This is a genomic window from Pseudoalteromonas sp. RB2-MNA-CIBAN-0110, from assembly GCF_040309305.1.
GTDB classification, from domain to species: Bacteria; Pseudomonadota; Gammaproteobacteria; order Enterobacterales; family Alteromonadaceae; genus Pseudoalteromonas; species Pseudoalteromonas arctica.
The window spans coordinates 48,152-60,795 of record NZ_JBEOOQ010000031.1; the positions used below are offsets into that span (position 1 = coordinate 48,152).

Below are 12,644 nucleotides of genomic sequence, written 5' to 3' on the forward strand. Positions count from 1 at the left end.
CTAAATCGGTATTTTTGCTAATAAAATGAGACTAATGCTTTAACATGTATCAATCATTTTCATCCAGTACAAAGAGGCTTTCGACTGAGATATTAAAATGCTTTGCTATTTTTAGAGCAATTATTACCGACGGCGTAAACCGGTTTGTTTCTACTGTACTTATTGTTTTGCGCGACACGTTAATAGCATCAGCAAGTTCTTGCTGTGAAAGCCCAGCCTCTTTTCGATACTTTGCTATGTTATTTTGCATATCCACTCCTAATCACGACTTTGCCAAAGCAATGAAGCGCCATATACCAAAAGCACGATACCTAGGTAGAATACCGCCATAGTTGCATGCGAGACCTCGCTAGCTATTTCATCGCCTTTATAAAAAACACCCAGAAGGCAAAATCCAAATGCAAAACTTGTATGTTTAAAGGCATTAGTATCGATGGTGTTTAGAAACTCATCTTTACAAGCGTATTGAAAATACATTTTTAACGGAAAGCCTCCTTTAATGAGGTAAATAATCACTATAACCATATAAAAAGAAACGCCCAATCCAACAAATAATAACCCTTCGTTATCGTGCTTTATTAGTGAGTAAACACTGAGAAGTAAACAAACCATGCCTGTGCTTATACTAAGCCATATATTTTGACTCATAAACTTTTCTTCAGTTTTAATATCCTGTTGTTTCATAATATTTATCCTGTAATAGTATTTGATATTTTGTAACCTCTGGGTATCAATGTAACCTTGGGGTATCACCGGGTCAATATTTATTTGTAACCTAAAGGTATCAAAATGTTTCAGGAAAGATTCATATAGAACAGGTAAAATGGTTTTAGTGGCTTTTTTACATCAACTACAATGATTTTAAGGCTAACACTCGCTATGATAAGAACATTATTTGCACGTTTGAAAGGACGATCATGAAAACCTTACTTAAAATTGTAGGTGTAATACTTTTACTATGTATAGCACTAATTGTTGCCGCACCGTTTTTAATCCCTACTGATACTATTTTTAATAAAGTGTCGCAGCAGGTAGAACAAACAACTGGGCGCACTCTTACTATTAAAGGTGATAAAACACTTAGCGTATTCCCTGCATTAAAGTTAGAACTTAACGACGTGCATTTTGCAAATATGGAATCAGGTTCGCGCGCCGATATGGCGAGTATGAAACAGCTTGCTGTACATATACCTTGGTTTTCATTATTTGGTGGTGAGTTTAAATTAGATAAGTTTGTTATAAATGAACCAAATATCCTATTAGAAACTGACAAAAATGGTAAAGCTAATTGGCAGTTGTTTGATGCAGTTGCAGAGCAACCTAAAGAGCAAAGCCAATCAGGTGAAGCGATAAAGCTTCCAGATAACTTTGATATTGAGTTAGGTGAGGTTGCTATTTATGGCGGCACATTTACTTATCTAGATGGTCTAACAGGTGCTAAGCAACAAATTAGTGATTTAGAACTCGCTATTTTACTTCCATCACTTCGTAAAACATTAGAAGTAAAAGGGGGTATTACTTATATGCAGGAGCGTTTTGAGCTTGATATAAAATTAGATACTCCTGCTAAAGCAATTGAAGGTGCTACTTTTAATGTTAAACAAACCTTAGATTCTCGTTTAGTTGATCTAACGTTCGAAGGGAGCATCGCTGGGCAAGGCCAAGATATTAAAGGTCAGTTATCACTAAGCGGTGAGTCTGTTAAAAGTATTGCAAAATGGCAAGGTGTAGAGTTAGACGCTAAAGACAATGCTTTTAACGCATTTAGTGTAAACGGTAAAATGCACCTAGCAGGTGAGAAATTTAATTTAGAAGATTTAGTTGCGACGTTAGACGCATTGGAAATAAAAGGTAAGAGCGAGCTTAACCTAGGTAAGCGTTTAGCTGTAAATGCTGATATTGATTTAGGTATGCTTGATTTAAACCCGTACCTACCTGAAGCAGTAGCAAAACAAGAAGAGCCAGTAGAGCAAAATGATAAACCTGCAGAGCCAATAGTATGGGATGACACTAAAATTGATCTAAGTGCGTTAAATTCACTAGATGCGAATGTAGTTATTCGTTCAAGTGGATTAAAAGCTAACGATATTAAGTTGGGCGCAAATCAATTTACTGTTGCTTTAAAAAATAGCATTGCAAAACTAAGCCTAGATAGCTTTTCTGCTTATGAAGGGTCAGGTAAAGGCGTTATCAATGTAAACGCACAACAAGTACCTTATAAAATATCAACTAACTTTGACTTAGCTGGTATAGATGCACAGCCTTTATTAACTGATGCGGCAGGTTTTGACAAGCTAATGGGTAAGGGGTCTTTAAATTGGAACCTAAACACAACTGGCCAAAGTCAAAAGTCGTTTATTGGTGCGCTTAACGGAAAACTTGGATTTGAGTTTGCTGATGGAGCTGTAAAAGGTGCGAATATAGCTGAGATGGTTCGTAAAGGTAAGGAACTCATTTCAGGAAACTTTGGTGCTGCGTCTGAAGGGTTGGGTACCGGGTTTGAAGAATCAGAGCAAACAGATTTCTCTGCACTAACGGGAAGTTTTAACTTTACTAATGGTGTTGGTAAAAATACTGATTTATCACTTATTAGCCCACTCGTTAGAATATCAGGTGAAGGCGATGTTGATTTACCGCAAACAACAGTTAATTACCGTTTGGTTACAGGCATAGTTGGATCAATCGAAGGACAGGGGACCACTGATGACAGCACTGGTTTTAAAATACCACTACGTATAAAAGGGCCTTTCCACGATGTTGGTATAAAGCTTGATGTAGGCAATGCGCTTAAAGATGAAGCTAAGCAGAAGGTTGATGAGGCAAAAGAAAAAGCCAAAGACAAAGCAAAGGATAAGATTAAAGATAAATTAAAAGGTTTATTCGGTTAATCATCTATAGTTAAAACAAACAAGGCACTTATATAGTGCCTTGTTTGTTTTGTAACCACCTGTAAAATAGCTACATAGCCGTAATTACTCAACTTTAATAACCATACGCTCTAAATTAATTAAAAAATAACCTATCACTACCCCCTCAATGCTGGTACAATTGCCCGCCCTTAAGAGACAACTCGTTTGTTTTTTGATTGGGATTTAATCGAAATGTCTGATTTTTAAACGAATTTTAGACACGTTGTAATTACTACACCGGAGGTCATTAACATGATCCAAATGCAAACTCAGCTGGAAGTTGCTGATAACAGCGGCGCTCGCAAAGTGCAGTGTATAAAAGTCCTTGGTGGTTCACACCGTCGCTACGCAGCGATTGGCGACATCATTAAAGTTTCTGTAAAAGAAGCTATTCCTCGCGGTAAAGTGAAGAAAGGTGATGTTAAAAACGCGGTAGTTGTGCGTACCAGAAAAGGTGTTCGCCGTCCAGATGGTTCTTTGATCCGTTTTGACAGCAACGCGGCTGTTATCTTAAATGATAACTTGCAGCCAATTGGTACACGTATTTTCGGCCCTGTGACTCGCGAACTTCGTAATGATAAGTTCATGAAAATCGTTTCACTAGCCCCAGAAGTACTGTAAGGAGCCAATCATGGCAGCAAAAATACGTCGTGATGACGAAGTAATCGTACTAGCAGGTAAAGACAAAGGTAAGCGCGGAAAAGTGCTTTCAGTTGTTACTGAATCTGGTCGAATCTTTGTCGAAGGCATAAACTTGATCAAGAAACACCAAAAGCCGGTTCCACAATTGAACCAAGCTGGCGGCATTGTTGAGAAAGAAGCATCTATGGATGCATCAAACGTTGCGATCTTCAACTCGGAAACGAGTAAAGCTGATCGTGTAGGTTTCAAGATTGAAGATGGTAAGAAATTACGTATCTTTAAATCTACTGGTAAAACTATCTAATAGTTGGAGTAGAATGATGGCGAAACTGCATGAAGTATATAAAGACAAAGTAGTTGCGGAACTTCAAGAGAAGTTTGGTTTCAGCTCTGTCATGCAAGTCCCTCAGATCGAAAAGATCACATTGAATATGGGCGTGGGCGAAGCCCTAGCTGACAAGAAGATTTTAGATAACGCAGTAGCGGATCTAGCAGCAATCTCTGGTCAGAAACCTCTAATCACTAAAGCACGCAAATCTGTTGCTGGCTTCAAAGTGCGTGAAGGTTACCCGATTGGTTGTAAAGTAACCCTACGCGGCGAGCGTATGTGGGACTTTTTTGAGCGTTTGGTATCAATCGCTATCCCACGTATTCGTGACTTCCGTGGCGTAAGTGCTAAGTCTTTTGATGGACGTGGCAACTACAGCATGGGCGTACGTGAACAAATCATCTTCCCAGAAATCGATTACGATAAAGTAGACCGTGTACGCGGTATGGATATTACTATCACTACTTCTGCGAAATCTGATGAGGAAGGCCGTGCGTTGTTAGAAGCGTTTAACTTCCCATTTAAGAAATAAGGGTAGGGTTATGGCAAAGAATTCTATGAAAGCGCGCGAAGCAAAGCGCACAAAACTAGTTGCTCAGTTCGCTGAAAAGCGCGCGGCACTAAAAGCTATCATCAGTGATGTTAATACATCTGAAGATGATCGTTGGGACGCGGTACTTAAGCTACAAGCTTTACCTCGTGATTCTAGCCCTGCACGTCAACGTAATCGTTGTAACATTACGGGCCGCCCACATGGTTTCCTTCGCAAATTCGGCATGAGCCGTATTAAAGTTCGCGAAGCAGCTATGCGCGGTGAAATTCCTGGCCTTAAAAAGGCTAGCTGGTAATAGAATCATGGGAGTAAGACTATGAGCTTGCAAGATCCTATCGCGGATTTGTTTACACGAATTCGTAACGGTCAATCAGCGAAGAAAGTATCTGTAACGATGCCAACTTCAAAGCTGAAAGTAGCATTAGCTAAAGTACTAAAAGACGAAGGTTATATCGTAGATTTCGCCGTTAACGGTGAAACTAAACCTGAGCTTTCTATCGAGTTGAAGTACTTCGAAGGCAAAGCTGTAATTGAAAATATCCAGCGTGTAAGTCGCCCTGGTCTACGTATCTATAAGAAACGTGACCAATTACCTAAGGTAATGGGTGGTCTTGGTATCGCTATCGTATCAACTTCTAAAGGCCTAATGACAGACCGCACAGCACGTAGTGCTGGTGTTGGTGGTGAAATCATTGGTTTTGTAGCTTAATCGGAGGGGAACTATGTCTCGCATAGCAAAGGCACCAATTACTGTTCCTGCCGGTGTAGAAGTTACATTAAAAGGCCAGGAAATCACAGTTAAAGGCAAAAACGGTGAACTTACTCGTACTATCAACAACGCTGTTGAAGTACAAGTTAATGACAACGTTATTACTACTTTACCTCGTGATGGCGTAGCTAATGCATGGGCTCAAGCAGGTACTGCTCGCGCTCTAATCAACAACATGGTTGTTGGTACGCATGAAGGTTACGAGAAGAAACTTCAGTTAGTAGGCGTGGGTTACCGTGCTGCAGCTAAGGGTAAAACATTAGATTTAACTCTTGGCTTCTCACACCCAGTTAATTTCGCAGTTCCTGAAGGAATTACGATTGAAACTCCAAGCCAAACAGAAGTTCTAGTTAAGGGCGTAGATAAGCAGTTAGTTGGTCAAACAGCTGCTAACATTCGTGCATACCGTAAACCTGAGCCTTATAAAGGTAAGGGTGTTCGTTATTCAGATGAGAATGTACGCCGTAAAGAGGCTAAGAAGAAGTAAGGTAAGACGATGGATAAAAAAACAGCTCGTCTACGTCGTGCTAAACGCACTCGTAGAAATTATATTGAACAAGGCACAACGCGTCTTGTTATCCACCGCACGCCACGTCACATATACGCTCAAGTAGTAAATGCTGAGGGTAATGTACTGGCTGCTGCTTCTACTGTTGAAAAGGCTATTAGCGAAACAGTTAAAGGCACCGGTAACGTTGAAGCTGCGCAAGCAGTTGGCAAAGCGGTTGCTGAACGTGCGGCTGACAAAGGCATCGAAAAGATTGCTTTTGATCGCAGTGGCTTTAAATATCACGGCCGTGTGAAGGCGCTAGCTGATGCTGCGCGTGAAGCCGGTTTGCAATTCTAGGAGTAGACTATGGCTAACGTAGAAGCAAAGCAACAACAGCCTGATCTAGCTGAAAAGCTAATCGCGGTGAACCGTGTGTCTAAAGTAGTTAAAGGTGGTCGTATCTTTAGCTTTACTGCACTAACTGTAGTTGGTGATGGCGCAGGTAAAGTAGGTTTCGGTTATGGTAAAGCACGTGAAGTTCCAGCTGCTATTCAAAAAGCAATGGAAAAAGCACGTCGTAACATGATCAACGTAGACCTAAATGGCAACACATTACAGCATCCTGTTAAGGGACGTCATGCTGGCTCACTAGTGTTCATGAAACCAGCATCTGAAGGTACTGGTATCATTGCAGGTGGTGCTATGCGTGCAGTACTAGAAGTTACTGGTGTGCAGAACGTACTTTCTAAATGTTACGGTTCTACTAACCCGATCAACGTGGTACGTGCAACGATTTCGGCTCTTGAGAATATGAATTCTCCACAGTCAATCGCTGCTAAACGTGGCCTTCGCGTAGACGAAATACTGGGGTAACCATGGCAAATCAAACTGTAAAAGTAACACAAGTAAAAAGCTCTATCGGTCGTTTACCGAAACATAAAGCTACATTACGCGGTCTTGGTTTACGTCGTATCAACCACACTGTTGAGTTAGAAGACACAGCATGTGTACGTGGTATGATAAACAAGGTTTCTTACATGGTTAAGGTAGAGGGTTAATTCGATGCATTTGAATACACTTTCACCTGCTGCAGGTTCAAAAACTGCTCCAAAACGTGTTGGTCGTGGTATCGGTTCTGGTCTAGGTAAGACTGGCGGCCGTGGTCACAAAGGTCAAAAATCACGTTCTGGCGGCAAAGTACGCGTTGGTTTTGAAGGCGGTCAAATGCCTATGCAACGTCGTCTACCTAAATTTGGTTTTACTTCTCGCAAATCTTTAGTATCTGCAGAAATAAACCTTTTTGAAATCGCTAAAGTAGAAGGCGATGTGGTAGACCTAAGCGCGTTACAAGCAGCTGGTCTAGTTAAAAAGAACGTTCTTTTCGTTAAAGTTGTTAAATCTGGCGAAGTTTCACGCGCTGTTACCGTTAAAGGCCTTAAAGCCTCTAAAGGTGCTCGCGAAGCTATTGAAGCTGCCGGAGGCAAGGTAGAAGACTAAGGAAGTACTAATGGCTAAACCAGGTCAAGATACAAAAAGTGCACAAGGTGGACTTTCGGAATTGAAGCGCCGATTACTCTTCGTATTGGGTGCTATCATAATTTACCGTCTAGGTTCATTTGTGCCGATCCCTGGGATTGACGCCGCTGTACTTGCCGATTTCTTCGAGCAACAAAAGGGCACCATTGTTGAGATGTTCAACATGTTCAGTGGTGGTGCACTTGAGCGAGCTTCAGTGTTAGCACTGGGTATTATGCCCTATATCTCGGCTTCGATTATTACGCAACTATTAACGCATATGTATCCTCCGTTTATAGAGCTTAAGAAAGAAGGTGAGCAAGGGCGTAAAAAAATTAGCCAGTACACACGCTATGGCACGCTTGTGCTAGCTACTATTCAATCAATCGGTATTGCTTCTAGCTTACCGGGCATGATGGAGGGGTTAGTTGTTAACCCTGGTATGGGTTTCTATTTCACCGCAGTGGTGAGTTTAGTAACTGGTACTATGTTCCTTATGTGGTTGGGTGAACAAATAACAGAGCGCGGTATCGGTAACGGTATCTCTGTTCTAATATTTGTTGGTATTGTAGCTAACTTGCCGTCTGCTATTGGTTCGACAGTCGAAATGGCGCGCCAAGGTGATTTGAATGTTTTTGTACTGTTGATGGTTGCGGTAATCGTATTCGCTGTTACTTATCTTGTAGTGTTTTTCGAACGTGGACAACGTCGTATTGTTGTTAACTACGCTAAACGCCAACAAGGTCGTCAAGTATTTGCTGCTCAAAGCACGCATTTACCACTAAAAGTAAATATGGCGGGTGTTATTCCACCAATCTTCGCTAGCAGTATAATTCTGTTCCCTGGTACAATTGCTAGCTGGTTCGGCCAAGGTGAAGGTCCAGTCGCTGATGTATTACAAGCTGTTGCTACTACGTTGACCCCAGGTCAACCGTTGTACTCACTTGTTTTAGCTGCGGCTATTATCTTCTTCTGCTTTTTCTACACAGCGTTGGTTTTTAACCCACGTGAAACAGCAGATAACCTTAAGAAATCTGGCGCATTTATCCCAGGTATTCGTCCAGGTGAGCAGACATCTAAATACATTGATAAAGTGATGACACGCCTGACATTGGCAGGTGCTTTGTATATAACCTTTATCTGTCTGGTGCCTGAATTCATGACGATGGCGTGGCAAACGCCATTCTACTTCGGCGGTACATCAGTTTTGATTATCGTTGTAGTGATCATGGACTTTATGGCACAAGTACAGACTCACCTGATGTCTCATCAGTATGATTCTGTGCTGAAAAAAGCGAACCTTAAAGGCTACGGTCGATAAGGTCAGTTTACGGAGTTGAGCAATGAAAGTACGTGCTTCCGTTAAGAAAATATGCCGTAACTGTAAAGTTATTAAACGTGCTGGTGTAGTACGCGTAATTTGCAGTGAGCCTAAGCATAAGCAAAGGCAAGGTTAAGTAAACAGCGTGCAGGCTGAGTTTTCTCGGCCTGTGTTTTTAGTAGTAATTTGGTCTTCGTTTGAGTATCCTTACGGGCTTTTCAAACAGATGATTACCAAATTCGAATATAGGAGATGTGTTAGTGGCCCGTATTGCTGGCATTAACGTCCCTGATCATAAACATGCAGTTATTGGTTTAACAGCTATTTATGGCATAGGTAAGACTCGCTCTAAGGCTATCTTAGTAGCGACTGGTATCGCCGAAACCACAAAAATCGGTGAACTTTCAGACGAAATTCTTGACGTACTGCGTGATGCAGTTGGCAAGTACACTGTTGAAGGTGATCTTCGTCGTGAAGTTACTTTAAATATCAAGCGCCTTATGGACCTTGGTTGTTATCGTGGCCTACGTCACCGTCGCTCTTTACCACTACGTGGTCAAAGAACTAAGACTAACGCGCGCACCCGCAAGGGTCCTCGTAAGCCTATTAAGCGATAAGGGGATAGTATTATGGCTAAGACACCAATTCGTCGTAAAAAGGTTAAAAAACAAGTTGCTGATGGTATGGCTCATGTTCATGCGTCTTTCAACAACACTATTGTAACGATTACCGACCGTCAAGGTAATGCACTATCATGGGCTACTGCCGGTGGTTCAGGTTTCCGTGGTTCACGTAAATCTACACCATTTGCTGCTCAGGTTGCTGCAGAGCGTGCAGGTACTGCTGCTCAAGAATACGGTTTAAAAAATCTAGAAGTTTTCATCAAAGGTCCAGGTCCAGGTCGTGAATCTGCTGTACGTGCTTTGAATGCTGCTGGTTACCGTATTACCAACATTACTGACGTGACGCCTATACCACATAATGGTTGTCGTCCACCGAAGAAACGTCGCGTTTAACAATAGGTTAGGAGAAATAACATGGCAAGATATTTGGGCCCTAAGCTCAAGCTGAGTCGTCGTGAAGGTACTGACCTGTTCCTTAAGAGCGGCGTAAGAGCTATCGACTCTAAGTGTAAACTTGAGACTGCACCTGGTCAGCACGGCGCCCGTAAAGGTCGTTTATCTGATTACGGTTTACAATTACGTGAAAAGCAAAAAGTACGTCGTATATACGGTGTATTAGAAAAGCAATTCCGTAACTACTACAAAGAAGCTGCTCGCCTTAAAGGTAATACAGGTGAAAACTTGTTACAGCTTTTAGAGCAACGTTTAGACAATGTTGTATATCGCATGGGTTTTGCTAGCACACGTGCAGAAGCACGTCAGTTAGTAAGCCATAAAGCGATTTTAGTTAATGGTCGTGTTGTGAACATTCCTTCATACGTAATTACTCCAGAAGATACTGTTGTAATCCGTGAGAAGTCTAAGACACAAGCACGTATCATCGCTGCTCTAGAGTTGGCTGAGCAACGTGAAAAGCCGACTTGGGTTGAAGTTGACGGTAAGAAATTGGAAGGCAGCTTTAAGCGTCTACCTGAGCGTTCAGACCTGTCTGCGGACATTAATGAACAACTAATCGTCGAACTTTACTCTAAGTAAAGTTAAGAGTTAAGAGAGGATAAAATGCAGGGTTCTGTTACAGAATTTCTAAAACCAAGGTTAGTCGACATCGACGCTATCAACCCAACGCGTTCTAAAATAGTTTTAGAACCATTAGAGCGTGGCTTTGGCCATACTCTGGGTAATGCTTTACGCCGTATATTACTTTCATCTATGCCTGGATGTGCAGTAACTGAAGTTGAAATCGACGGTGTATTACATGAGTACAGCGCGAAAGAAGGCGTTCAAGAAGACATCATTGAAATACTATTAAACCTTAAAGGTTTAGCAGTAACGTTAGAAGGCAAAGATGAAGTTTTTCTGACCCTGACTAAATCTGGTGTAGGCCCTGTTACTGCGGCTGATATTCAGCACGATGGCGATGTAACAATTGCTAATCCAGATCACGTTATTTGTAATTTAACTACAAATAACAGCGAGATCAGCATGCGTATTCGTGTTGAACGTGGTCGTGGTTATGTGCCGGCATCTAGTCGTTTATCCTCTGATGACGATGAGCGTCCAATTGGTAGATTGTTGCTTGATGCATCATTTAGCCCAGTTGAACGTATTGCGTACTCGGTTGAATCAGCTCGAGTTGAGCAACGTACAGATTTAGACAAGTTAATCATTGATATGGAAACAAACGGCACTTTAGATCCAGAAGAAGCGATCCGCCGTGCGTCTACTATCTTAGCTGAGCAATTAGATGCATTCGTAGATTTACGTGATGTAACTGAGCCAGAAGAGAAAGAAGAGAAGCCAGAATTCGATCCTATTCTACTTCGTCCAGTTGATGACCTTGAATTAACAGTACGCTCAGCAAATTGTTTGAAAGCCGAGCAAATTCAATATATCGGTGATTTAGTTCAGCGCACTGAAGTTGAGCTTCTTAAAACACCTAATTTAGGTAAGAAGTCTCTAACTGAAATTAAAGACGTGCTAGCTTCACGTGGACTTTCTCTGGGCATGCGCCTAGAAAATTGGCCACCTGCAAGTTTAGCTGAATAATCTAAATCACTATATTAGTTTAGTTAGAAGGATAGGGTCATGCGCCATCGTAAGAGTGGTCGTCAATTAAACCGTAACAGTAGCCATCGTAAAGCGATGTTTAGCAATATGGCAGGTTCTTTGGTGAAACATGAAATCATCAAAACTACTTTGCCTAAAGCGAAAGAGTTACGTCGTGTAATTGAACCTTTAATCACACTGGCTAAGACTGACAGTGTAGCAAATCGCCGTTTAGCGTTTGCTCGCACGCGTGATAATGAAGTTGTTGGTAAATTATTCAGTGAAATCGGTCCACGTAACGCGGATCGTCCAGGTGGTTACACTCGTATTCTTAAGTGTGGCTTCCGTACTGGTGATAATGCACCAATGGCTTATATTGAACTAGTTGGTCGCCCAGCGACTAGCGAAGCAGTTCAAGAAGACGCACAGTCTGCAGAGTAAGTCTTAAAGAAACCTAAAAGCCGAGCCTATGCTCGGCTTTTTCTTGCCTAAAATTTGTCAAACTATATGAACCAGTAATTACCTTCTATTATGGGCAATGACTCATAGATTCTGAATTGATAAGTTGTTTTGACAGCTGCTTTAATAGCTCTACCTAATTACTCTTTATTTACCATTCATTCAAAATAGCCTATCAGATTCTAGTTAAAGATCATTTCCACTATATATTGTGATTTACAGCTATTAATAATACCGCCGCGAATTGAGCTACAATTAGAGCAATCCCTAACGAAGTTTCTACTTATAGAGCTGATTAAAAGATATAACGTGCGTACTCTTATATATATACCGGTACTAAGAACCTCAGAGTAAAGTTAACCATTACGGCCTAAGTAAACTTCCTCCTAAAATATGTAAAACTATTATTAAACATAGGCTGATCAATTTAATTCTCAGCTTTTGATTAATTTAAATGATTATAGGAATACGACTCTTGCTCTATTGGTTGTTTTTTCCGCATCGATGATCGAAATATGTCTCTACCCGTTAGTAGTTGCCACAACTTTCATTTCAGATAGCTCTATGAACCTATTAATAATGGTAGTTTAGTTGTGTTTTTGAGCGTTTAGCTCAAATACTCAGCGAACAGCACATTATTTCAAGTTTTCTTCAAAAAAGGGTTGATCTGTTTTCGGATCCCCCTATAATGCGACCCCACTGAGACGGGAAACGCCAACGCATAGCGAGGCATGAACAACTCAGGGTGTTAAGTAAAACTTAGTTTGAATCTTTTTAGAAAGTTTAAATTTAAGTGTTGACAAAAAAATAGGAAAGCGTAATATGCGCAGCCCTAGCGAGATAAAGTTTAACTTTATAATCGCAACGTTCTTTAACAATATAAAGCAATCATCTGTGTGGGCACTCGTACAAATTGAGTTCTAACAGCCAACCTACTTAGGTAGCGAGGCAAACAAATTAGAGTCTCAATTGAAAACTGAGTGACCAAC

20 protein-coding genes are annotated in these 12,644 nt (G+C 41.2%); 18 read left to right on the forward strand and 2 right to left on the reverse strand.

The features are described from left to right. Nucleotides 1-49: 49 nt before the first annotated feature. Together AAEY68_RS14845 and AAEY68_RS14850 are read right to left on the reverse strand one after the other, a co-directional pair. Complete coding sequence (locus tag AAEY68_RS14845; RefSeq protein WP_024594263.1) at nucleotides 50-250, reverse strand: helix-turn-helix transcriptional regulator; 201 nt, start codon at nucleotides 248-250, stop codon at nucleotides 50-52. Between the two features lie 8 nt (nucleotides 251-258). After that, nucleotides 259-684, reverse strand: coding sequence for a hypothetical protein (locus tag AAEY68_RS14850; RefSeq protein WP_024594262.1), 426 nt, complete (start codon nucleotides 682-684; stop codon nucleotides 259-261). Between the two features lie 233 nt (nucleotides 685-917). Between AAEY68_RS14850 and AAEY68_RS14855 the strand changes: the two genes are divergently transcribed. From AAEY68_RS14855 to rplQ, 18 genes are all read left to right on the forward strand, one after another. Continuing rightward, nucleotides 918-2,888: an AsmA family protein gene (locus tag AAEY68_RS14855; protein WP_024594261.1), complete on the forward strand. Its 1,971-nt coding sequence runs from the start codon at nucleotides 918-920 to the stop codon at nucleotides 2,886-2,888. Between the two features lie 273 nt (nucleotides 2,889-3,161). After that, the gene (rplN, locus tag AAEY68_RS14860; RefSeq protein ID WP_002959498.1) at nucleotides 3,162-3,530 is read left to right on the forward strand and encodes a 50S ribosomal protein L14; all 369 of its coding nucleotides are present in this window, start codon (nucleotides 3,162-3,164) and stop codon (nucleotides 3,528-3,530) included. A gap of 10 nt (nucleotides 3,531-3,540) precedes the next feature. Further along, nucleotides 3,541-3,855, forward strand: a complete 315-nt coding sequence (rplX, locus tag AAEY68_RS14865) for a 50S ribosomal protein L24 (protein WP_002959496.1) — start codon at nucleotides 3,541-3,543, stop codon at nucleotides 3,853-3,855. Nucleotides 3,856-3,871: 16 nt separating this feature from the next. Beyond that, nucleotides 3,872-4,411, forward strand: a complete 540-nt coding sequence (gene rplE, locus AAEY68_RS14870; protein ID WP_010554915.1) for a 50S ribosomal protein L5 — start codon at nucleotides 3,872-3,874, stop codon at nucleotides 4,409-4,411. A gap of 10 nt (nucleotides 4,412-4,421) precedes the next feature. Then, complete coding sequence (rpsN, locus tag AAEY68_RS14875) at nucleotides 4,422-4,727, forward strand: 30S ribosomal protein S14 (RefSeq protein ID WP_010554914.1); 306 nt, start codon at nucleotides 4,422-4,424, stop codon at nucleotides 4,725-4,727. 21 nt (nucleotides 4,728-4,748) lie between these two features. Further along, nucleotides 4,749-5,141, forward strand: a complete 393-nt coding sequence (rpsH, locus tag AAEY68_RS14880; protein WP_007584660.1) for a 30S ribosomal protein S8 — start codon at nucleotides 4,749-4,751, stop codon at nucleotides 5,139-5,141. 13 nt (nucleotides 5,142-5,154) lie between these two features. Continuing rightward, the gene (gene rplF / locus AAEY68_RS14885) at nucleotides 5,155-5,688 is read left to right on the forward strand and encodes a 50S ribosomal protein L6 (protein ID WP_002959488.1); all 534 of its coding nucleotides are present in this window, start codon (nucleotides 5,155-5,157) and stop codon (nucleotides 5,686-5,688) included. A 9-nt stretch (nucleotides 5,689-5,697) separates the two neighbouring features. After that, nucleotides 5,698-6,048: a 50S ribosomal protein L18 gene (rplR, locus tag AAEY68_RS14890; protein ID WP_002959486.1), complete on the forward strand. Its 351-nt coding sequence runs from the start codon at nucleotides 5,698-5,700 to the stop codon at nucleotides 6,046-6,048. 9 nt (nucleotides 6,049-6,057) lie between these two features. Beyond that, on the forward strand, nucleotides 6,058-6,564 hold the full coding sequence (gene rpsE, locus AAEY68_RS14895) for a 30S ribosomal protein S5 (protein ID WP_002959485.1): 507 nt from the start codon (nucleotides 6,058-6,060) through the stop codon (nucleotides 6,562-6,564). A gap of 2 nt (nucleotides 6,565-6,566) precedes the next feature. Next, nucleotides 6,567-6,749 (forward strand): 50S ribosomal protein L30, encoded by a 183-nt coding sequence (gene rpmD / locus AAEY68_RS14900; RefSeq protein ID WP_002959482.1) that lies wholly within the window; start codon nucleotides 6,567-6,569, stop codon nucleotides 6,747-6,749. Between the two features lie 4 nt (nucleotides 6,750-6,753). Continuing rightward, entirely contained in the window at nucleotides 6,754-7,188 is a 435-nt protein-coding gene (gene rplO / locus AAEY68_RS14905; RefSeq protein WP_002959480.1) for a 50S ribosomal protein L15, read from the forward strand. Nucleotides 7,189-7,198: 10 nt separating this feature from the next. After that, nucleotides 7,199-8,527, forward strand: coding sequence for a preprotein translocase subunit SecY (gene secY / locus AAEY68_RS14910; RefSeq protein WP_007584663.1), 1,329 nt, complete (start codon nucleotides 7,199-7,201; stop codon nucleotides 8,525-8,527). 22 nt (nucleotides 8,528-8,549) lie between these two features. Continuing rightward, nucleotides 8,550-8,663: a 50S ribosomal protein L36 gene (rpmJ, locus tag AAEY68_RS14915; RefSeq protein WP_002959476.1), complete on the forward strand. Its 114-nt coding sequence runs from the start codon at nucleotides 8,550-8,552 to the stop codon at nucleotides 8,661-8,663. Nucleotides 8,664-8,787: 124 nt separating this feature from the next. Continuing rightward, nucleotides 8,788-9,144 (forward strand): 30S ribosomal protein S13, encoded by a 357-nt coding sequence (gene rpsM, locus AAEY68_RS14920; protein WP_007584664.1) that lies wholly within the window; start codon nucleotides 8,788-8,790, stop codon nucleotides 9,142-9,144. 12 nt (nucleotides 9,145-9,156) lie between these two features. Beyond that, a complete protein-coding gene (rpsK, locus tag AAEY68_RS14925; RefSeq protein WP_002959471.1) occupies nucleotides 9,157-9,543 on the forward strand; it encodes a 30S ribosomal protein S11 in 387 nt (128 codons plus the stop codon). A gap of 21 nt (nucleotides 9,544-9,564) precedes the next feature. Continuing rightward, nucleotides 9,565-10,185, forward strand: coding sequence for a 30S ribosomal protein S4 (rpsD, locus tag AAEY68_RS14930; RefSeq protein ID WP_002959461.1), 621 nt, complete (start codon nucleotides 9,565-9,567; stop codon nucleotides 10,183-10,185). Nucleotides 10,186-10,209: 24 nt separating this feature from the next. Beyond that, on the forward strand, nucleotides 10,210-11,196 hold the full coding sequence (locus tag AAEY68_RS14935) for a DNA-directed RNA polymerase subunit alpha (protein ID WP_002959452.1): 987 nt from the start codon (nucleotides 10,210-10,212) through the stop codon (nucleotides 11,194-11,196). A gap of 39 nt (nucleotides 11,197-11,235) precedes the next feature. Then, on the forward strand, nucleotides 11,236-11,637 hold the full coding sequence (gene rplQ, locus AAEY68_RS14940) for a 50S ribosomal protein L17 (protein WP_002959450.1): 402 nt from the start codon (nucleotides 11,236-11,238) through the stop codon (nucleotides 11,635-11,637). Nucleotides 11,638-12,644 lie beyond the last annotated feature (1,007 nt).

What these genes read in the sequence shown, in the direction of transcription:
- AAEY68_RS14845 (WP_024594263.1), bottom strand. Translation starts at nt 250, where the DNA reads ATGCAAAATAACATAGCAAAGTATCGAAAAGAGGCTGGGCTTTCACAG.
- AAEY68_RS14850 (WP_024594262.1), bottom strand. Translation starts at nt 684, where the DNA reads ATGAAACAACAGGATATTAAAACTGAAGAAAAGTTTATGAGTCAAAAT.
- AAEY68_RS14855 (WP_024594261.1), top strand. Translation starts at nt 918, where the DNA reads ATGAAAACCTTACTTAAAATTGTAGGTGTAATACTTTTACTATGTATA.
- rplN (WP_002959498.1), top strand. Translation starts at nt 3,162, where the DNA reads ATGATCCAAATGCAAACTCAGCTGGAAGTTGCTGATAACAGCGGCGCT.
- rplX (WP_002959496.1), top strand. Translation starts at nt 3,541, where the DNA reads ATGGCAGCAAAAATACGTCGTGATGACGAAGTAATCGTACTAGCAGGT.
- rplE (WP_010554915.1), top strand. Translation starts at nt 3,872, where the DNA reads ATGGCGAAACTGCATGAAGTATATAAAGACAAAGTAGTTGCGGAACTT.
- rpsN (WP_010554914.1), top strand. Translation starts at nt 4,422, where the DNA reads ATGGCAAAGAATTCTATGAAAGCGCGCGAAGCAAAGCGCACAAAACTA.
- rpsH (WP_007584660.1), top strand. Translation starts at nt 4,749, where the DNA reads ATGAGCTTGCAAGATCCTATCGCGGATTTGTTTACACGAATTCGTAAC.
- rplF (WP_002959488.1), top strand. Translation starts at nt 5,155, where the DNA reads ATGTCTCGCATAGCAAAGGCACCAATTACTGTTCCTGCCGGTGTAGAA.
- rplR (WP_002959486.1), top strand. Translation starts at nt 5,698, where the DNA reads ATGGATAAAAAAACAGCTCGTCTACGTCGTGCTAAACGCACTCGTAGA.
- rpsE (WP_002959485.1), top strand. Translation starts at nt 6,058, where the DNA reads ATGGCTAACGTAGAAGCAAAGCAACAACAGCCTGATCTAGCTGAAAAG.
- rpmD (WP_002959482.1), top strand. Translation starts at nt 6,567, where the DNA reads ATGGCAAATCAAACTGTAAAAGTAACACAAGTAAAAAGCTCTATCGGT.
- rplO (WP_002959480.1), top strand. Translation starts at nt 6,754, where the DNA reads ATGCATTTGAATACACTTTCACCTGCTGCAGGTTCAAAAACTGCTCCA.
- secY (WP_007584663.1), top strand. Translation starts at nt 7,199, where the DNA reads ATGGCTAAACCAGGTCAAGATACAAAAAGTGCACAAGGTGGACTTTCG.
- rpmJ (WP_002959476.1), top strand. Translation starts at nt 8,550, where the DNA reads ATGAAAGTACGTGCTTCCGTTAAGAAAATATGCCGTAACTGTAAAGTT.
- rpsK (WP_002959471.1), top strand. Translation starts at nt 9,157, where the DNA reads ATGGCTAAGACACCAATTCGTCGTAAAAAGGTTAAAAAACAAGTTGCT.
- rpsD (WP_002959461.1), top strand. Translation starts at nt 9,565, where the DNA reads ATGGCAAGATATTTGGGCCCTAAGCTCAAGCTGAGTCGTCGTGAAGGT.
- AAEY68_RS14935 (WP_002959452.1), top strand. Translation starts at nt 10,210, where the DNA reads ATGCAGGGTTCTGTTACAGAATTTCTAAAACCAAGGTTAGTCGACATC.
- rplQ (WP_002959450.1), top strand. Translation starts at nt 11,236, where the DNA reads ATGCGCCATCGTAAGAGTGGTCGTCAATTAAACCGTAACAGTAGCCAT.